Genomic DNA, 17,734 nt, shown 5'->3' on the forward strand with positions numbered 1-17,734 from the left:
GCGGCGGGGCACTTTCGGTATCATGACGCGGTCAATTTCCGGCTGTCGGCGTGGGCTTGCGTGTGCTCGCCGCTGTCGTTCGCAGGCTTGCCGGCAAAGCCGTTTCGCCATACTCTCAATCGTTTAACAGAGGACGCTCCTTGGATACGCTGCTACATTTCGTCAACCTCGTCCTGCACATCGATAAGTTCCTCGGAGACTTCATTCACGTGTACGGCGCCTGGGTCTACGCGGTGCTGTTTCTGATCGTGTTCAGCGAAACCGGGCTGGTGATCCTGCCGTTTTTGCCCGGCGACTCGCTGCTGTTCATCGGCGGCGCGTTCTGCGCGACGGGCCAGTTGAACCTGGGTCTGCTGATCCTGCTCCTGCTGATTGCGGCGATCGCGGGCAACACCGTCAACTACATGATCGGGCGGGCCATCGGGCCACGGGTGTTCAATTCGCACATTCCTTTCCTCGAACGCTTCCTCGATCGCCGCGCCCTGCAGAAGACCCACGACTTCTATGAGAAGCACGGCGGCAAGACCATCGTGCTCGCGCGTTTCATTCCGGTGGTGCGGACCTTCGCGCCATTCGTGGCGGGCGCGTCGTCGATGACGGTGAGCCGGTTCCAGATGTTCAATATCGTCGGCGCGTTGCTGTGGGTGTTGCTGCTCGTGTTGCTCGGCTACTTCTTCGGCAACATTCCTTTTATCCGTCAGTACCTGAATGTGATCGTGCTGGTGGGTATCGGCGCGGCCATAGTGCCGGTTGTGCTCGGCGCACTGTGGAAGATGTTCCGCAAGGATGCCGCGAAGGCCGGCGGCCGCTGACGCGCCGGCGCGGCCGCGCGGCCGCTGATGTCGGAATACGAAAAGGCGCCGCGAAGTCTCGCGGCGCCTTTGTTATTTTGCGAAGCTTGAGTCTGCTGTGGCGGGCGGCTCTACGTCGGTGTCGCGGCGCAAACCCTGCTTCCTTCTGGTGCGCCGCGATCCCAGCCGCGCTTACTGAATCACGCGCGGCGCCAGCGGAGTTTCCGGCGTGGGATAGCCCGCGTCCTTGAAGGTCTGAACGATCGCGCGATTCGTGTCGAAATAGACCTGCCAATAATGGTCATTGGCCGTATAGGGCCGCACGCAGAGTAGTGGTCCTTCCGGCGTGAAGCTCAGCACTTCGATGTCGGGCGCGGGGCTCTCTGCCACGTTGGGAATCTGCACGACGGCCGCTCGCAAGCGGTTCATCGCATCGGTCGGATCGACGCCGTTGGCGATCTTCGCGGTTAGCTCGACACGCCGCACCGGCAAGATGCTGAAGTTGGAGATCGTGTCGGAGAAGATCTTGTTGTTGCCGACGATGGTCGTCACGTTGTCCGGCGTCACGATCGTGGTGCCGAACAGGCCCAGCTCCGAGACCGTGCCGGTGACGCCGCCCGCGGTGACGAAATCGCCTACCTTGAACGGCCGCAGCACCTGCATGAAGACGCCCGCCGCGAAATGGGCGAGCAGGCCGCCCCACGCGGTGCCGATCGCGAGGCCGAGACCGGCGAGCAGCGCGGCGAACGAAGTCGTCTGGACCCCGAACACCTGCAGGATCGCGAGGATCAGCAGCAGGTTCAGCAAGGCGCCGAGAATCGAGCCGAGATAGTGAGCCAGTGTGGGATCGACCCGGCCATTGCGTCCGAGCACCTTGCGCAGCAAACCGGTGATCAGGCCGATGATCCAGCGGCCGACGATCCACAAGACGATTGCCCCGAGGACCTTGGTGCCGAGGTCGATGCCCCGGGTCATGATGAACACGCGTACGGTATCGAGATCCAAGATGTTCCTCGCTGGATAAGTTGCCTTCTACTGATTGAACGGTGGCGGCGCAATACAGCGGCAAATGCCCGACGACGGGCGCAAACGGTCACACTCGGCTTCGGGAGTTATAGGCGACGGCGCGCGCATTCGCAAGGACCGTTCCTGCTGACTGAGGGGCAGGCCTGGCGGGAAAGAGCGGGCGCTTTGGTGGGCGGGGTCCAGGGTGGGGCTCGGCGCGTTCGCGGTGCGCGGGGTAGTGTAATCGTGGCCTGGGGGCGCGCGCTGTCGGCGTGGCATTGGGGGATGCCAACTGGTTGTGCTTACATGCGCATTGGCTCACATGCGCAGATGCGATTCAGAATAGGGCGACGTGCGAATAACCAGCGCCTCGTCGGCGCGCATTCTCGTGGCGCGTTTGCGGCGTGCGAGGGACTGCCACGTGAAAGCGGCAACGATGGAGAACAGATACGCGCCCGCACGCTGACAAAACACGGCTGGCGCGCTGAACTGGCCGTAGCGGTTTTGTGCGTCGGCGAACACAAGGAAGGTCAGCGCCGCATCGAGCGCCAGCGCAGCAGATGCCAGCGCCGCGAATACACGCGCGCCATTGACTGCTGGGCCGGCGGTGAGCCGGTTGTACAGGCCGCATGCGAGCAAAACGGTCGCGAGTAACGCGAGGTTCGAGACGACATCGAACAGAAAATTGGCCATATCGATTCAATGAAAGCGCAGGGCGCCGCAGGGTTGCCGAAGCGTCTGCTGACGCGAGGGCCCGGTAGGTTCTCCCGGGGCGGGGGCGATCATTGCATATCTTTGTATCTCGATAAATGGGCCGGTTTTGAAGACGCTTGGGGGGATGCCGACATGGCGGAGTGGTTGTGTGAAAAAGCTTGATCGTTCTCTGCGATGTGGTGAATTTCGGTGCGGGAATGTGTCGATGAAATTGTGAGGAATGCTGTAGAACGAAGTTGAACGAGGGAAGTTTCCCCCACGCCCTTCGACGGGGACGGGGATGGAGTTTGTGCTGCCGAAAACCGATGAGACACAGCGCGTCAGCGAATCACGTTCGGATGCGCATTCCTGCCACCAGCCCGGTTATATGTGATTGTGATGTAAATCGCCGTCGCCGCCGACCGGCCGCTCAGAAGGGATACGAAATGCCGATCTGCAACGTCGGATACCATCGATACGGCGACGTCTTATCGCTACTCAGTTGAACATCTAAACGCCGTTCGTCGAAATGGAATTGCCGGAGAGTTCGTTGTCCGTAATACGGACACCGGTCGTGACGCGAAAGCCGCTATTCGCCCACGGGAAAAAATCGCCATTCAGGTCGCGCAGACGCAGATCGTCCTCATAGCGATTGCCGCCCAGGGTGAAGTCGTGCGATAGCGTGATCGCGTTGAAGTCCGCATGCACGCCGCGTTGAGGGATGTCGAACTGTTTTGGGGAATGAGCGAAGGGGACGCCGAAGCATGAAGCGCATGCAAAGCGACTTGCGAGGTCTATGAGTGCAAGCGTGGGACTCTCTTGTCGGGCGGATTGAAATTTGCCGCTGTCCGAATGCGCGGTTTCGCACGCCGGGCGGGCCATGCAGTTATGTAGCCCTGCGTTGGATTGCGATCGCCTGGATGGGGATGGCTCTCTTTGATTGCACGAATCGACTTGGAGGCAATCGGCGCGCAGCGGCTAAACGGAAACGGGCGCTGGAAATGAAAAAGGGCTTGCGACGCTGACGCGTGCAAGCCGTTGAACCTTTTGGTAGGCCGTACGGGATTCGAACCTGTGACCAACGGATTAAAAGTCTCGACAAGAATTCAATAAAATCAAGCACATGGGTGTCGTTTCCGTTCCGCAAAACGCGCGAAAATGCGCGCCGGAAACCAGCATCGTACCGTTGCCCAATGGTCGATTACGGAACCAGGCCTATATTTCATCTAACACGATTTAAACCCGCATAGGGAGCACTTGCTGCTTAGAGTCCAGGATTGTGATTCCTGTTGTCGTGGGTTCGGGCCCCATCAGCCATCCCAAAGAATTTCTAAGCAGTTCAATGATTTACCGAGCGGCACTGTGAATTTTCACAGTGCCGTTTTTGTTTTAGATTCCCGCGAAAACTCCCATTTTGGGAATCGAGAGACCCTTCCTCGACATACGCCAAACGACATACACTGTGCATCTATACAGGTTGGGGAGGCGCGATGGGACTACTCAACGACTCGAGCACCGACCGCCCCGGTCGATTCTGTGAGCATTGGGGGGGCGGCGTTGCGGACGGATCGCATGCTCTATGCTTGCAAGGCGATCACCGGCAGGTCAGAGCGAATCCGGAAAGAGGCTGCGCCTTCTGGGCCAGGGCGGTCGGCGCCGATGACGAGCCTTTGCGGGATGCCACAGTGGATGAACGACCGAGGGACGGATAAGCGTGTACTGCCCCTCTGTGATTGATAAGTGGAAGGCCGAGGACCACTACGAAGCCCATGGCGCCGTGCCAAGGTACAAGGGGTGCGACCGCCGGGTGAATCGGTGGGGCGATGAGTATGAGGTGCCGGATCCGGCTGCAGACGCGCCGCAGACTGCGGGCTGATTGCCGGTTCTGATTAGCGATTGACTGCCAGCTCCGAGAGACGGAGCAGCCCTATTTCGCCACACGCGCCCCGCGTAAGCGCGAGGAAATCGCTCGCAGAGGATTCTGGAGCGCCCGAGACGCCCTGGCGCGTAGAGTAGCAACCTTATGCGAGGGGAGAACTGACACGGCCTCCCTCGCTTCAGATGCAATCCTCTGCCAGCTCGCGACCACCTTTTCGGTATCAGTTTCCGGTCTTAGCGACACGAAAAATTCAATTGTATTGAATTCAGTGTTAATGAAACGATCGCACGCAAACTGGACAAGTTCTAGCGCGGACAATTGCTCCATAAGATTCGCAAATGAACGGGGCGTAAAAACCCAGCAATGTGCATCATGGTACGTCCCGTTGATCGCGGCGTCGCGCGCCATCGCCATCGCCGGCTCGAAATTATTGGGACGCTTGACGTTGCTTTCGTTAAGCTCGCCCCGCCACGCAGCCATTGGATCGACCGGGGTCGCGTTCAGATAATAGTCAAGGATCGCGTGGGGCTTGGGCACGCGTGCGGACGTGACGTACGAATCGAGAACGTCGCTAAGCTCTGTTTCTCGGCGCAGTAGATCGAATGTGAATCGCTTGTCCGGAATGGCAAGACGAACCTGCCCATCGGCCGTCAGCGCATCTCGGAGTTCACGTAACCAGGTGATCAGATCCGGCACATGTTCGATCACGTGTGAGGCTACGATAAAGTCAACTGGACGCTTCAATGTTTCTGCGAGGGTTTGTTTTCCCCATATCGCGTCCGTTTCAACTATCTTATCGACGTCAACTGAGGGGTTGCCCGCATAATGCTTGCGCAGACTATCCGCGTCGGCATAGTCGACGTAAATAATGTCGCCATCGTCTTTTGTCACAAGCGGATTGCACAGCGCGCCGATTTCGGCGCCGACCGACCTAGTCAAGTCTATGCCGGCAAGCATTTTCTCTCTGCGGTCCATACGGTTCTCTCTTCTTGGCATCCGTTACAAGTACATTCACCAATAATAATTATGTAGAGCCGACAGTTTAGACGATGCCGAAAAAATAGTTGCGTAAATCCCATGAAGGATCGTGCACGGGTCTACGTTCCAGCTGGATGGTAGCCTGACAGGCAATCCGCCTTACGCGTCGCTGGACGCTGCTCACGATCGCGCGAAGCGCAGTTCGGTACGCAATCCAATCGGCCGGCAACTGGACGCCGTGCTTGAAGCAACGAAGAACCGTAATGTCGGAATCTGATTGCGCTGCAAACCGCGGTTTGTTCTTCATGCTGTGATAGGCTGCTCGCCCCAATGCGAGCCGCCGCCCACGCGCACGCCGACCCACATCAGCCACCGGCGCCACGCCGGGACGCCAGTCACCGCCGATGCCTCCTTGAGAACAGCATCGGCGGTTGCGCGGTCCACCGGGTGTGTGCTGTAAAGGAAGTCATGCACGACGCTCGCCTCGTTCGACGTTCCGCCGGCGAGCAGATACGCGATCGGAATCCGCGGCACCGATGCGAGGTCGGTCACGAACCCGGTCGGAACCGTGAAGGTCATCTTCGCGACGTCGGACTGATAGATCAGCGGCGCTGTGAGACGCCACAGACCATCATCGCGCGGCGTCGCGTTCTCCATCTGCAATTCGGTCAGGAACGCGCTCACGATGCCACCGTTCCACTGGCAGCAACAGGGGCGGCCGCCGGCGGTGCCGAAACGTAGTCCGCAAGCGCAGTCGATACAGTGAGCTGCGCAGCCCTCAAGGCGATCTCCGCGGCACTCTTCTGGTCTTTCGTCCAATTGGACGCGTCGATGACCTTGACGAGCGCCGGGACGCCTTCATTGACCAGCGCCGTGACATCGGCCGTCGAGAATGGCGTAGCGCTCGCGCTGGCGAGCGTCTTGCACGCCGTATTGACCTTGTCCGACGCGCGAGATCGTCTTGCGCATCCGCGGACAGCTGCGATTTCATGGCGGTCATCGAAGCGAGGAATGGAACACCGCCCCCTCAGCCGGAAGACGTGGAGCGCCTGAAGAAGGAGCTGAACCTCGACGGCACAGATGGCCGAGTTGTTCGGTGTGGTCGGCAATCGAGCCTTCCGTCGATATACGTCCAAGTCGGACGATCCCAAGAACAAACGGGAAATCGGCGATCCAATCCCGTGCCGGGCCCGGCGTTCGCAGAGAAACAGGAATGAGGTATACAGGTGAACGGCGGCGCCGCGATGACCGACCAATCAATGGTGCGCACTTTGCGGCCGGACCGTCGCAAAGTGAGCCCGCTCCAAAGCATGGTCCGGGATTCGTCGGCGACAGTGGTGAGCAGCGCGGGCTGATAGTGAGGCGAACGATGGCGATGCGCAAGCGCGACGACAGTGTCGAGGTTTTCCCCAACGCGGCGGGGATCGATGGCAGATTGTACAAAATGGCGCCAATGTAATTACTGCAAAGTCAACTGCGTTGGACCCTGATCGATTCGGCTATCTTTCGGTTCACTATGTTTTGACGAATAACGCAGTTCGTAACGGTTTGGGAGAATGTAGGAAGTTAAACGGTTTGAAAGCGGAAATATAGATTAGATCGATTTTGCAGCATGCGTGGGCTGAGATTGAACATGATCTTGGGTACAAATCGCGAAGCGGTATTCCGCGTGACGTACGCCGACGTTTCTCGCGGCTCGCGGGACTGCTGGAGTTGGCGGATCAAGAATTTAGCACCATCCGCGACGAGTTGGGATCGTACTCCGAGAGGGTCGTGGATCAGCTGAAAGCAGAGCCGTCGCTTGTTGAGCTTAACGCGCCATCTTTGCAGGCACTTTTGAACTCGAATGTGGAAATGATGGTGTTGGATGTTTCAATTGCGAAGTCTGGCTGGTGGAAATTGATGGAGCCTACCATCGAGCATTGCGGTTCCGAGGTTGATCGATTTGCTTATTTCGGAATAAATACGGCTAAGGAATTGGAAGATAAAACGAGCAAGTATTATTCTGTGATAGAGCGGTTTGCCAGAGCTTGGCTGTCAAGAAGCAGTCAACACGATGAGTCAAACGAAGTCTCTGGAAGCATCCAAAAGGGAATCTTCATATTTTATCCATGCTACGTGCTCGCTGTGTTGCAGTCTAAACCAGACGCGCCGGTGGAGTATTTAGAGTATTTTAATATTGGGTCTGACTATCAGGGCGATGCCGAGCAACTTGTCTCAATATTTCAAAGCGTTGAAACGGCAGACTGAGTGTCGATCCGTATTGAATGACGCTAGACCTAGTCGGCGCACCGCCATCACTTTGCAGGCGGTCGCAATTTGGGACCCGCTGGCGCGCTCCGGCTTCGAGTGGCTCGCCCAGCTAGCTTATTAACGGTAAGCCTCGAATTTGCGGAGTATTGCCCCTATTGCGGAGCAAATAAAAAGGGCCCAGCTTGCGCTGAGCCCTTCGTATCTTTGGTAGGCCGTACGGGATTCGAACCTGTGACCAACGGATTAAAAGTCCGCTGCTCTACCAGCTGAGCTAACGACCCAAAAGAGAAGCGAAATTATAGCGACGCCCTCTGGGGCTGTCAACACGTGGGTCCGCTACAGCTATCGACACGTCAGATAGTGAAAAGCCCGGGCATCACTGCCCGGGCTTTTCAGCGAGAGGCGCGCGTGGCTATGAAATCGGGCACTGCGCGTTACTGCCAACAACTCAACCTGATACGGCTACTTGATCTGCGACAGCTTGCTTTGAGCCGACTGCGCAACATCCGAACCGGCGTATTGCGCGAGGATCTGCTCGAGCGTCTTTTTGGCCGCAGCCTTCTGACCTTGCTCGAGCTGATTGTTCGCAATCGCCAGCAGCGCTTCCGGCGCACGCGGATGCTGCGGGTAGTTCTTCACCACACCTTGCCAGACAGCCGTCGAACCCTTGTAATCGCGCAGCGCATACAGCGCGTTGCCGAGCCAGTACTGCGCGGTCGGCTGGTAAGGGCTGTTCGGAAACTTGGAGATGAAGCTGCGGAACGACGCCGCCGCGTTCTTGAAATCGCCGCTGCGGAACTGCTGCGAAGCCGCATTGAACGAATCGGTTTCGCCCGGCTGCACCTCGCCCTGGACGCCGTCCACCGTCTGTTGCTGCGGCTCGAATTTCTTCAGGCGCGTGTCCAGATCGGTGTAGTAGTCCTTCTGCTGTTTTTGCAGCGTGGTGAGTTGATTCGCCATGTCCTCGTTCTGCCCGCGCAGCGTCGCGACCTGCTGATTGAGCTGGTCGAGACGGTTGGACTGATCGAGGATCGTGCGTTGTGCGGCCGACAGCTGGCTCGACAAACTATCGGTCTTCGAACGCAGATCGAGAATGGCCTGGCGGGCCTGATCGTCGTCGAAGATGCCCGCATGCGCGGGCACAGCCGCGAAGGCCGTGCCTGCGACGCAGGCCGCTGCGGCAAACCGCAGCCAGGAGAAACGATGCGTCATGCGGCTCATCACCTGTTGACTTACTGTTGATACACGAGGTCGGCGCGGCGGTTTTGTGCCCACGACGCTTCGTCATGACCCGTAGCTTGCGGCTTTTCCTTGCCGAGGCTCACGGCTTCCATTTGCGAGTCCGTCACGCCCATCAGCGACAGCGAACGGCGCACGGCTTCAGCACGCTTCTGGCCGAGTGCCAGGTTGTATTCGCTGGTGCCGCGCTCGTCGGTGTTGCCCTGGATCAGCACGTGACGCTGCGGATGGCTCTTCAGGTATTGCGCGTGTTGTTGCAGCAGCGACTGGTAGTCGTCCTTGACCGAGTAGCTGTCGAAATCGAAGTAGATGCTGCGCTTGGCGAGCGGGCTGTTCGGATCGTTCAGCGGGTCGACGTTGACCGTCGCGACATCGTTCGGGTTCGGCTGCGCCGAGCCTGCACCACCCTTGTTGGCATTTTCGTCGAGCTTCACGCCCGAATGGCACGCGGCCAGCGCGCCGATCATCAGTACAGCAAATGCGAAACGAAATTTGGACATCATTTGACTACTCTCCTTGTGTTATTGCATCAACGTTATTGCATAAACGGGCCCCAGGACGGCTCGCGTACGCTGCCGCCCTGAACGGACAGGACCTGCCGAGTGCGACCATCGGTCGATACTGCGGCCAACACGCCACGGCCGTTCACCTGTGTGGCGTAAAGAATGTACTGACCGTTCGCCGCGAAGCTCGGCGATTCGTCATGTGTCGTGTCCGTCAGGCCCGTGGCTGATCCGCCTTGCAGGTCCTGGATATAGAGCTTGAACCCGCCGCCGACGCGCGAGATATAGGCGAGTTGCTTGCCGTCCGGGCTCACGCGCGGGCTGGTGTTGTAGTTGCCCGTGAACGTGACGCGTTGCGCGGCGCCTGCGTTTTCGCCCTGGGCCGGCATCTTGTAGATTTGCGGTGCGCCGCCGCGGTCGCTGGTGAAATAGATCGACTGGCCGTCAGGAGAGAAGGTCGGCTCGGTGTCGATCGAGCTGCCTTGCGTGAGACGACGCAGGCCGCTGCCGTCCGCATTGACGGCGAAGATCTGCGTGTTGCCGGTGCGCGAGAGCGCGACGGCGAGCGTGCGCCCATCCGGCGACCACGCCGGCGCACTGTTGTTGCCCTTCTGATCCGACACGACCACGCGGCGGCCCGTGGGCAGGTCGTGGATGTAGACGATCGGCTTTTTCTTCTCGAACGAAACGTAGGCGACCTTGGTGCCGTCAGGCGACCACGCCGGCGAGATGATCGGCTCGGGGCTCGACAGCGCGATGTGCGCGTCCTGGCCGTCCGAGTCGGAGATCTGCAACTGGTAGCGGCCACCCGTTTTGATGACGTACGACAGGCGCGTGGCGAACACGCCGCGGCCGCCCATCAGCTTCGCGTAGATGTAGTCCGCGACCTTGTGCGCGCTCATGCGCAAGCCGCTTTCGGGGCTCACCAGCACGAGGCCGCCGAGGCTTTCGCCCTTGACGGTGTCGTACAGCTTGAAGCGCACTTCGTACTGGCCGTTCGGCAGGCGGTTCACGCTGCCCGCCACGAACGCGTTGGCGCCCTTGGCCTTCCACGCGCCGAGGTCGACGGAATCCGATTCCGACACCGGCGTGGAGCCCGCGTCGATGTTGGTGAATTTGCCGCTGCGCTGCAGATCCTGACGCACGATCGTGCTGACCTGCTGTGGCGAGTTCGCCTCATTGGCGAAATTCGCCGTGGCGATTGGAAACTGGGTGGACCCGACGCCTGTCACGAGGACGTTCAGTTGTGCGTTGGCGGTACCGCCAACGGCGATCAGGCACGATGCTACGAGTGTCCGCAGGCCTAGCTTGGTCATCAAACTCATGCTGTATGGATTCCCCAAAAACGGTTTTACTAACACTTCACGACAGCAGACAGACCGGAAAACGCCTGATTCGTTCCCGAGCGCGTCTCGCTGGGCGAGGCGCGGCGTCTGCCGTCAACCGATAGTCAAGATGCTGCAATCAACCTGCCGGACGCAGCGTAATCAGGAAGCTTTCCGGCGCCTTGCCATTGGTGTCCAGAGGCATCGGATCGGAGCGCTGGACGGCCCGCAGTGCAGCGGCGTCCCACGCGGCGTTGCCGCTGCTGCGGGAGACTGACGCGCTCAGCAAGGTGCCGGTCGGCGAGCAACGCACGGAGATCACGGTTTCCAGACCCTCGGTTTCGCCACCCCACGAGATGTTCGGGCGCACCACGCGACGCACCTTGTCCGCGTAACCCGGCGATGCCGCTGTGCCACCCGAGCCGCTGCCCGTGCCGCTCTTGCCGAGCCCATTGCTGGTCGAGCCTGTGCCGCCGGCCATGCCCTGCATCTGCGCGAGACGCGCACGACGTTCCGCATCGAGCTTCTTCGCTTGTGCCGCAGCGTCGGCTTGCGCCTTGGCCTTCGCCGCTTTCTGCGCGTCGGCCTTCTTCTGCGCTTCAGCTTCGGCCTGCTGCTGCTGCTGTTCTTTCAGTTGCTGCTGCTTCTGCTGGTCGGCCAATTGCTGTTGCTTCAGCTTCTCAGCTTGCTGCTGCTGTTGCTGCTTCAGTTTGGCTGTCGCGGCTTTCTGCGCGGCGAGCTGCGCCGCCTGGTCCGCCGCCAGTTGCTGCTGGCGCTTCGCCTCGGCTTCCTGCTGTGCCTGCAGTTTCTGCTGGCGCTGCTGTTCGGCCAGTTGCGCTTCGCGAGCCGCCTGCTGTTGCTGGCGCTTCTTTTCCTGCAGCGCGATGTCGGCCTGCTCGTCGCGCACCGGCGGAGCAGGGGCGACCGGCACGGGTGGCGGCGGCGCGACCGGATGCGGGATCGCCGTGTCCGGCACCTCGGTCCAGAGCTCGGCTTCAGCGCCTTCGGGCGTGCTGTTTTGCCACTGAATGCCGTGATACAGGAAGAACCCGAGCAGCGCATGCATCACCAGCGCGAACGCAAAGGCTCGCCCGGTGCCGCGTTCACGCGGTGGCTGGAGCGGGTATTCGGAGTTCTTGCGGATCATTGCGATTTGACGAGCAATCCAACGCGCTTGACGCCCTGGGCTTTCAGCTCGGACATCACGTTCATCACGACTTCGTACTTCACGGTTTTGTCGGCGGCGATCACGACGGGCTGGTCAGGATGCGATTGCGCCCGGTCAGCGATGAAACCGTTCAAGCCGGCCTTCGTCATGTTTTCCTGCTGCTGTGCGCCGGAATCGTCCTTGTACTTGACGCTCATGTTGCCGTCCGCGCGAATATTCACGATGACCGGCGGGGTTTGCTGCTGCGGCGCGGCGCCGCCGACGGTCGGCAGATTGACGATCGACGGAGCGACGAGCGGCGCGGTCACCATGAAGATCACGAGCAGCACGAGCATCACGTCGATGTATGGCACGACGTTGATGTCGGCCATCGCGCGGCGCGAGCGCGAGCCGCGCATGCTGGAGGAGCGGGAGCCTGCCATCGTGGCCTCCTTACTGTGCCTGGCGCTGCAGGATGTTCGAAAACTCTTCGATGAAGGTTTCGAAGCGGATCGCCAGACGGTCGATGTCGTGCGCGTAGCGGTTGTAGGCGACCACCGCCGGAATCGCGGCGAACAGGCCGATTGCCGTGGCCGTCAGCGCTTCGGCGATGCCCGGTGCGACGTTCGCCAGCGTAGCCTGCTGGACGTTGGCGAGGCCGCGGAACGCATTCATGATCCCCCACACCGTGCCGAACAGACCGATATACGGGCTGACCGAACCGACCGACGCGAGAAACGCGAGATTGGCTTCGAGCACGTCCATTTCACGCTGGAACGCGGCTCGCATGGCGCGCCGCGCGCCGTCGAGGATCGCGCCCGGATCGTTCAGGCGCTTTTCCTTGCCCTTCAGAAATTCGCGCATGCCGGACTCGAAAATCCGCTCGAGCGCGCCGATCGTGTGACGGTTGTTCGCTGCGCTCTGATAAAGCGCCTGCAGGTCGCCGCCCGACCAGAAATCGCGTTCGAAGCGTTCAGTTTGCGCGCGCGCGCGGCGGATCGCAAACCACTTGCGGAAGATGAAAGTCCATGACAGCAGCGACAGCAACAGCAGGAGGGCCATGACGGCCTGTGCCAGCAGGCTCGCGTTGAGTACTAGTGAAACGATCGACAGATCTTGTGTAGTGTTCATAAAGATTCGTTTTAACGTCCCGGGACGGGGGCGTCCGACTGCAAGGTCGTTCGAGGCTTGCCGTTGGCAAAACGGAAGCATCGGCGATTATCGCGAGCCGAACCATGCTTTGTGCTGCTTGATCGGTATGAGTTCACTGGCCCCGTAACAACGGGGTTCAGACTTCGTTCGTTGACATGCCGCCGTGGTTTACCCCCGGACCACCCCGCAAGGCGGCCAGAACCGGCGGCGGAATCGCGGCCGGCCGCAGCGCAACGCGGTCGACGCAGCCAATCCGGATCGAACCGGTAGCAAGCAGCGTGCCTTCACGCCACGCTTCCTGGGCGAAGTCTACCGAAGCCCTGCCAAGACGCTCGATCCGGCTGACGATTTTGACGACGTCGTCAAGCCGGGCGGGCGCCCGATAGTCGAGTGCGGTGCTGCGCACGATGAAAATCGCACCCGTTTCGTCCGCGAGGCGGCGCTGGTCAACGCCGCATGCGCGCAGCCATTCGGTGCGCGCCCGCTCGAAAAATTTCAGGTAGTTGGCGTAAAACACGATGCCGCCGGCATCGGTGTCTTCGTAGTACACGCGGATTGGCCACGTATAGCCGATTTCCGTGCCAGGCTGGCTGGTCGACATATTCATGCGGCGCATTTTACCGGAACGCACACCCGGGGGTCTGTTTCAAAGTGTGCGCCTTATCTGGCGGGCGTTAGCCGCGATGAATCGTCAATCCGGCGAACGATTGGGCGACCGGCATCAGTTCGATCGTGTTGATGTTGACGTGCGCCGGGCGGGTGGCGATCCAGTAGATCGAATCCGCGATGTCTTCGGCCGTCAGCGGCTGGACGTTTTCGTACACCTTGTCGGCTTTTTCGTCGTCGCCGCGAAAGCGCACGTTCGAGAATTCGGTGCCGCCGCACAGGCCCGGCTCGATGTCGGTGACGCGCAGCGCGGTGCCAGCCAGGTCGGCCCGCAGGTTCAGACTGAACTGGCGCACGAATGCCTTGGTCGCGCCGTATACGTTGCCGCCCGCGTAGGGCCAGCGGCCGGCCACGGAGCCCAGATTGAAGATATGGCCGCGATTGCGCTCGATCATGCCGGGCAGCAGCGCATGCGTGACCTGCACGAGACCCGTGCAGTTGGTCTCGATCATCGTGTTCCATTCGTCGAGGCTCGCCTTTTGCGCCGGCTCGACGCCGAGCGCGAGGCCGGCGTTGTTGACCAGCACGTCGATCGCGGCGAATTCGGCCGGCAGCGCGGCGGGCGCCGCTGCGACGGCGGCGCGGTCGCGCACGTCGAGTTCGTACGGCAGCAGCGCGTCGCCGAGTTCGTCGGCGAGTGCCTGCAGGCGGTCTTTGCGGCGCGCGGTGGCGACGACGCGATGGCCGCCTTTGACGAAGGCGCGAGCGATAGCGGCGCCGAATCCCGCGGACGCTCCGGTGACGAACACAATCATTGCAGTTCCCTGGTCGGTAAGAGAGAAAGGCCCCAAGCCTACTTCCAATGCCGCGCTGCGGCAAGGATGAACCAGCCGTATCAGCGGCTGCGGCAGCGGCGCGCTGCGGATTCCCGGCGCATTGCCGGCCGGCGTTCTCACGCCGCGCGGGGTGGCGTGGCGGCAGGTTCCGCCAGGATGGCCGACGCGCGCCGGGGCGCCGGCAAGCCGGTTGCCTATTCGACCCTCTTCCAATAAACTAACGCGCTCGACCCTGCGTGACTGGCGATAGAACCGATTCATCCGATCGGGTTCAAGGTGGAACAACCCACCGTGAAGCGCAGGGTGCCGTTTTGCCGTTCGCCTGGGCAGCCGTGATCCGCGCGCGTTTATCTGCGCTGACGGTGGCTGTCCTGCCTCGCGTGTGCGGCGACTCTCCGTTCGCCACGTCAGGGCTGGCTCAGCCGCCAGCAGCGCTGCGTACCCTCTACGCAAGATTCGGCGCATGATCCGGTCAACCTGAACACACTCAACGGAATCCGTATGTTTGACAGAGCCCAAAGCACCATCGCCAACGTCGATCCTGAACTCTGGAAGGTCATCGAGCAGGAAAACCGCCGTCAGGAAGAGCACATCGAACTGATCGCGTCGGAAAACTACACGAGCCCGGCTGTGATGGCTGCGCAAGGCTCGCAACTCACCAACAAGTACGCCGAAGGGTATCCGGGCAAGCGCTACTACGGCGGCTGCGAATACGTCGACGTGGCCGAGCAGCTGGCGATCGACCGCGTGAAGCAACTGTTCGGCGCCGAAGCCGCCAACGTGCAGCCGAATTCCGGTTCGCAGGCGAACCAGGGCGTGTTCTTCGCGATGCTCAAGCCGGGCGACACGATCATGGGCATGAGCCTCGCGCACGGCGGCCACCTGACCCACGGCTCGCCGGTCAACATGTCCGGCAAGTGGTTCAACGTGGTGAGCTACGGCCTGAACGAAGCCGAAGACATCGACTACGACGCCGCTGAGAAGCTGGCTCAGGAACACAAGCCGAAGCTGATCGTGGCGGGTGCGTCGGCATTCGCGCTGCGCATCGATTTCGAACGCATGTCGAAAATCGCCAAGTCGGTCGGCGCGTACTTCATGGTCGACATGGCGCACTATGCCGGTCTGATCGCCGCCGGTGTCTACCCGAACCCGGTGCCGCACGCCGATTTCGTCACCACGACCACGCACAAGAGCCTGCGCGGCCCGCGCGGCGGCGTGATCCTGATGAAGGCCGAGTTCGAAAAGCAGATCAACTCGGCCATCTTCCCGGGCATCCAGGGCGGTCCGCTGATGCACGTGATCGCCGGCAAGGCTGTCGCGTTCAAGGAAGCGCTGTCGCCGGAATTCAAGGCATATCAGCAGCAAGTCGTCGAAAACGCTCGCGTGCTGGCTGAAACGCTGGTCAAGCGTGGTCTGCGCATCGTCTCGGGCCGCACGGAAAGCCACGTGATGCTGGTCGACCTGCGCGCGAAGAAGATCACCGGCAAGGCAGCGGAAGCGGCGCTCGGCGCGGCGCACATCACGGTCAACAAGAACGCGATTCCGAACGATCCGGAAAAGCCGTTCGTGACGAGCGGCGTGCGCCTGGGCTCGCCGGCCATGACCACGCGCGGCTTCGGCGTCAAGGAAGCCGAGCTGGTGGGTAACCTGATTGCCGACGTGCTGGACAACCCGGAAGACACCGCCACGATCGACCGCGTGCGCGCGCAGGTCGCCGAGTTGACGCAGCGTTTCCCGGTCTACAAGTAAGCCGTCATGCATTGCCCCTTCTGCCGCCACGCCGATACGCAGGTCGTCGACTCGCGCGTATCCGAAGACGGCGCGACGATTCGCCGGCGCCGCCGCTGCCCGGCCTGCGACAAACGTTTCACGACGTATGAGCGGGTCGAGCTGGCGTTGCCGTCGGTCGTCAAGAAGGATGGCAGCCGCACGGAATTCGACCGCCGCAAGATCGTCGCGAGCATGCAACTGGCGCTGCGCAAGCGCCCGGTGGCTGCGGACGCGATCGACGCGGCGGTTGCCCGCATCGAGTATCAGTTGCTCGGCAGCGGTGAGCGCGAGGTGCGCAGCGAGCGGCTTGGCGAACTCGTGATGAACGAGTTGCGTGCGCTCGACACAATCGCCTATGTTCGTTTCGCCTCCGTCTACCGGCGCTTCGAAGATGTCTCCGAATTTGAAGACGTGATCGAAGAATTTCGCCGCGCTTCTTCTCCGCCCAAGCCTCCACGCAAGCGCTGACCGCAGTCGCGCCGCGGGTTGCTTTTCGATCTCCGCTGCTCCACGCGCTGTTTCTCGCATGAGTATCTCCCGCTCGATGATGGTTCGTCGCGTGCATTCTTACGCGGGATAGCGTCCGAGTGCCACCTGGCCATCCGGCCGATTGTCGAGCCGTTTTCAAGCCGCTAGATTGACTGCGTTCTTCGAAATGATCAGGGATGCAGATGAAATTCGATGTGGTCTACCGGCCGCCGGGTAGCGGCTTCACGCTTGTTGAAACGCTGGCCGTGGTCGCGCTGCTGGCGGTGATCGCGGTGATGGCGACACCATCGTTCGTGGCGTGGCGCGTGCGCGATCAGGTCGACGCGCGTGCGAAGGCGCTGGTGTCGACGCTCGTCTATGCGCGCAGCGAGGCGCTGCGGCGCGGTGCACGCGTCACCGTATGCCGCATCGATGCGGCGCGAGCGTGCCTTGCAGCGGGACAGCCCTGCGCCAACGGCGTCACCGACTGGTCCTGCGGCTGGGCTGTGCTGGCCGAACGTGGCGGCACGTTGTCACTGCTTCGCGCGCAGTCGCTGCTGGCGGCGGTGAGTATCACCGGCGTGCAGACGAATCTCACGTTCACGCCGCCAGCGGGGCAATTGATCGGCACGTTTCGCAGTTTCGATGTCGCGCCGCATGCACCCACTCAGGCGACTCAAGGCAGCAAGTGGCGACGCTGCATCCGTATTGCGGCCTCAGGATTACCCGCAAGTTAGCTGATCATGCTATTCGTTTTGCCTGAAGAGGCGATACATCTTCGTAATCTCATGCAGTATCAGGAACCCGCGCCACATGACTGTGGGGCCGGGCGGGTGGTCATGCTTGCGATTCAGATAACCGCCGAGCATGGCGATCCACAGGACGGCCTGCCCCAGCGACGGAATTTGCTTTGGCGGTTTCGTGGTGCCATGTGTGTGGCTGTACAGTGCTTGCCATTCGACGGGTTGCAACAGTACTTCGCACGACAGGTCTGCGTCGGTCCGTGCGAGCAGGGTCGCATACAGGATGCGCCAGGCGATGACGGCAAACAGCGCGGTCGCGCGTACGAAACGATCGAGATTGCCGAAT

Annotated in this window: 19 protein-coding genes, 1 tRNA gene, 1 pseudogene and 1 riboswitch; of the genes and pseudogenes, 5 read left to right on the forward strand and 16 right to left on the reverse strand. The window is 61.0% G+C overall.

Features of this window, described 5'->3' with window-relative positions:
- The first annotated feature begins 140 nt into the window (after nucleotides 1-140).
- Complete coding sequence (locus FVF58_RS27320) at nucleotides 141-812, forward strand: VTT domain-containing protein (RefSeq protein WP_149672941.1); 672 nt, start codon at nucleotides 141-143, stop codon at nucleotides 810-812.
- Nucleotides 813-983: 171 nt separating this feature from the next.
- Here FVF58_RS27320 and FVF58_RS27325 read toward each other — a convergent pair whose 3' ends face one another.
- The 6 genes and pseudogenes from FVF58_RS27325 to FVF58_RS27350 all read right to left on the reverse strand — a co-directional run bounded on the left by FVF58_RS27325 (nucleotide 984) and on the right by FVF58_RS27350 (nucleotide 6,455).
- A complete protein-coding gene (locus FVF58_RS27325) occupies nucleotides 984-1,796 on the reverse strand; it encodes a mechanosensitive ion channel family protein (protein ID WP_149672942.1) in 813 nt (270 codons plus the stop codon).
- Between the two features lie 318 nt (nucleotides 1,797-2,114).
- Nucleotides 2,115-2,489, reverse strand: coding sequence for a hypothetical protein (locus FVF58_RS27330; protein ID WP_149672943.1), 375 nt, complete (start codon nucleotides 2,487-2,489; stop codon nucleotides 2,115-2,117).
- Between the two features lie 516 nt (nucleotides 2,490-3,005).
- Nucleotides 3,006-3,200: pseudogene (locus tag FVF58_RS54845) on the reverse strand (hypothetical protein); the annotation flags it as partial.
- Nucleotides 3,201-4,416: 1,216 nt separating this feature from the next.
- A complete protein-coding gene (locus tag FVF58_RS27340) occupies nucleotides 4,417-5,343 on the reverse strand; it encodes a methyltransferase domain-containing protein (protein WP_188130945.1) in 927 nt (308 codons plus the stop codon).
- 306 nt (nucleotides 5,344-5,649) lie between these two features.
- Nucleotides 5,650-6,030, reverse strand: a complete 381-nt coding sequence (locus FVF58_RS27345; RefSeq protein ID WP_223191176.1) for a DUF1353 domain-containing protein — start codon at nucleotides 6,028-6,030, stop codon at nucleotides 5,650-5,652.
- Nucleotides 6,027-6,455, reverse strand: a complete 429-nt coding sequence (locus tag FVF58_RS27350; protein WP_149672946.1) for a hypothetical protein — start codon at nucleotides 6,453-6,455, stop codon at nucleotides 6,027-6,029. The genes FVF58_RS27345 and FVF58_RS27350 overlap by 4 nt, the downstream gene beginning before the upstream one ends.
- Nucleotides 6,456-7,119: 664 nt before the next feature.
- Here FVF58_RS27350 and FVF58_RS27355 point away from each other — a divergent pair.
- Nucleotides 7,120-7,596, forward strand: a complete 477-nt coding sequence (locus tag FVF58_RS27355) for a hypothetical protein (protein WP_149672947.1) — start codon at nucleotides 7,120-7,122, stop codon at nucleotides 7,594-7,596.
- Between the two features lie 208 nt (nucleotides 7,597-7,804).
- On the opposite strand, the gene FVF58_RS27360 is transcribed toward FVF58_RS27355, so the two are convergent.
- The 9 genes from FVF58_RS27360 to ydfG all read right to left on the reverse strand — a co-directional run bounded on the left by FVF58_RS27360 (nucleotide 7,805) and on the right by ydfG (nucleotide 14,386).
- A tRNA-Lys gene (locus FVF58_RS27360) sits at nucleotides 7,805-7,880 on the reverse strand.
- Between the two features lie 181 nt (nucleotides 7,881-8,061).
- Nucleotides 8,062-8,811: a tol-pal system protein YbgF gene (ybgF, locus tag FVF58_RS27365; RefSeq protein ID WP_149672948.1), complete on the reverse strand. Its 750-nt coding sequence runs from the start codon at nucleotides 8,809-8,811 to the stop codon at nucleotides 8,062-8,064.
- A 20-nt stretch (nucleotides 8,812-8,831) separates the two neighbouring features.
- Complete coding sequence (gene pal, locus FVF58_RS27370; protein ID WP_149672949.1) at nucleotides 8,832-9,341, reverse strand: peptidoglycan-associated lipoprotein Pal; 510 nt, start codon at nucleotides 9,339-9,341, stop codon at nucleotides 8,832-8,834.
- A gap of 32 nt (nucleotides 9,342-9,373) precedes the next feature.
- Nucleotides 9,374-10,666: a Tol-Pal system beta propeller repeat protein TolB gene (gene tolB, locus FVF58_RS27375; RefSeq protein WP_149672950.1), complete on the reverse strand. Its 1,293-nt coding sequence runs from the start codon at nucleotides 10,664-10,666 to the stop codon at nucleotides 9,374-9,376.
- A gap of 139 nt (nucleotides 10,667-10,805) precedes the next feature.
- Nucleotides 10,806-11,813, reverse strand: a complete 1,008-nt coding sequence (gene tolA / locus FVF58_RS27380) for a cell envelope integrity protein TolA (RefSeq protein ID WP_149672951.1) — start codon at nucleotides 11,811-11,813, stop codon at nucleotides 10,806-10,808.
- The gene (tolR, locus tag FVF58_RS27385; protein ID WP_149672952.1) at nucleotides 11,810-12,256 is read right to left on the reverse strand and encodes a protein TolR; all 447 of its coding nucleotides are present in this window, start codon (nucleotides 12,254-12,256) and stop codon (nucleotides 11,810-11,812) included. Before tolR ends, tolA begins: the two co-directional genes overlap by 4 nt.
- Nucleotides 12,257-12,266: 10 nt before the next feature.
- Nucleotides 12,267-12,944: a protein TolQ gene (gene tolQ / locus FVF58_RS27390; protein ID WP_007179119.1), complete on the reverse strand. Its 678-nt coding sequence runs from the start codon at nucleotides 12,942-12,944 to the stop codon at nucleotides 12,267-12,269.
- Between the two features lie 157 nt (nucleotides 12,945-13,101).
- A complete protein-coding gene (gene ybgC / locus FVF58_RS27395) occupies nucleotides 13,102-13,581 on the reverse strand; it encodes a tol-pal system-associated acyl-CoA thioesterase (RefSeq protein WP_149672953.1) in 480 nt (159 codons plus the stop codon).
- A 58-nt stretch (nucleotides 13,582-13,639) separates the two neighbouring features.
- Entirely contained in the window at nucleotides 13,640-14,386 is a 747-nt protein-coding gene (ydfG, locus tag FVF58_RS27400; protein WP_149672954.1) for a bifunctional NADP-dependent 3-hydroxy acid dehydrogenase/3-hydroxypropionate dehydrogenase YdfG, read from the reverse strand.
- A gap of 247 nt (nucleotides 14,387-14,633) precedes the next feature.
- Nucleotides 14,634-14,742, forward strand: a riboswitch (ZMP/ZTP riboswitch).
- Nucleotides 14,743-14,908: 166 nt separating this feature from the next.
- Here ydfG and glyA point away from each other — a divergent pair.
- From glyA to FVF58_RS27420, 3 genes are all read left to right on the forward strand, one after another.
- Nucleotides 14,909-16,156 carry a serine hydroxymethyltransferase gene (gene glyA / locus FVF58_RS27410; RefSeq protein ID WP_149672955.1) on the forward strand — a complete coding sequence of 416 codons (1,248 nt, stop codon included), beginning with the start codon at nucleotides 14,909-14,911 and terminating at the stop codon, nucleotides 16,154-16,156.
- A 6-nt stretch (nucleotides 16,157-16,162) separates the two neighbouring features.
- A complete protein-coding gene (gene nrdR / locus FVF58_RS27415; RefSeq protein ID WP_091796645.1) occupies nucleotides 16,163-16,645 on the forward strand; it encodes a transcriptional regulator NrdR in 483 nt (160 codons plus the stop codon).
- A gap of 197 nt (nucleotides 16,646-16,842) precedes the next feature.
- Nucleotides 16,843-17,382, forward strand: a complete 540-nt coding sequence (locus FVF58_RS27420; RefSeq protein ID WP_425468974.1) for a GspH/FimT family pseudopilin — start codon at nucleotides 16,843-16,845, stop codon at nucleotides 17,380-17,382.
- Nucleotides 17,383-17,391: 9 nt separating this feature from the next.
- Here the strand turns inward: FVF58_RS27420 and FVF58_RS27425 are convergent.
- Nucleotides 17,392-17,734: IS4 family transposase (locus tag FVF58_RS27425; protein ID WP_281291289.1), on the reverse strand; the 343-nt coding region annotated here is incomplete at its 5' end.

Source organism: Paraburkholderia panacisoli (assembly GCF_008369935.1).
Classification (GTDB): domain Bacteria; phylum Pseudomonadota; class Gammaproteobacteria; order Burkholderiales; family Burkholderiaceae; genus Paraburkholderia; species Paraburkholderia panacisoli.

What these genes read in the sequence shown, in the direction of transcription:
- FVF58_RS27330 (WP_149672943.1), bottom strand. Translation starts at nt 2,489, where the DNA reads ATGGCCAATTTTCTGTTCGATGTCGTCTCGAACCTCGCGTTACTCGCG.
- FVF58_RS27340 (WP_188130945.1), bottom strand. Translation starts at nt 5,343, where the DNA reads ATGGACCGCAGAGAGAAAATGCTTGCCGGCATAGACTTGACTAGGTCG.
- ybgF (WP_149672948.1), bottom strand. Translation starts at nt 8,811, where the DNA reads ATGACGCATCGTTTCTCCTGGCTGCGGTTTGCCGCAGCGGCCTGCGTC.
- pal (WP_149672949.1), bottom strand. Translation starts at nt 9,341, where the DNA reads ATGATGTCCAAATTTCGTTTCGCATTTGCTGTACTGATGATCGGCGCG.
- tolB (WP_149672950.1), bottom strand. Translation starts at nt 10,666, where the DNA reads ATGAGTTTGATGACCAAGCTAGGCCTGCGGACACTCGTAGCATCGTGC.
- tolA (WP_149672951.1), bottom strand. Translation starts at nt 11,813, where the DNA reads ATGATCCGCAAGAACTCCGAATACCCGCTCCAGCCACCGCGTGAACGC.
- tolR (WP_149672952.1), bottom strand. Translation starts at nt 12,256, where the DNA reads ATGGCAGGCTCCCGCTCCTCCAGCATGCGCGGCTCGCGCTCGCGCCGC.
- tolQ (WP_007179119.1), bottom strand. Translation starts at nt 12,944, where the DNA reads ATGAACACTACACAAGATCTGTCGATCGTTTCACTAGTACTCAACGCG.
- ybgC (WP_149672953.1), bottom strand. Translation starts at nt 13,581, where the DNA reads ATGCGCCGCATGAATATGTCGACCAGCCAGCCTGGCACGGAAATCGGC.
- ydfG (WP_149672954.1), bottom strand. Translation starts at nt 14,386, where the DNA reads ATGATTGTGTTCGTCACCGGAGCGTCCGCGGGATTCGGCGCCGCTATC.
- glyA (WP_149672955.1), top strand. Translation starts at nt 14,909, where the DNA reads ATGTTTGACAGAGCCCAAAGCACCATCGCCAACGTCGATCCTGAACTC.
- nrdR (WP_091796645.1), top strand. Translation starts at nt 16,163, where the DNA reads ATGCATTGCCCCTTCTGCCGCCACGCCGATACGCAGGTCGTCGACTCG.
- FVF58_RS27420 (WP_425468974.1), top strand. Translation starts at nt 16,843, where the DNA reads ATGCAGATGAAATTCGATGTGGTCTACCGGCCGCCGGGTAGCGGCTTC.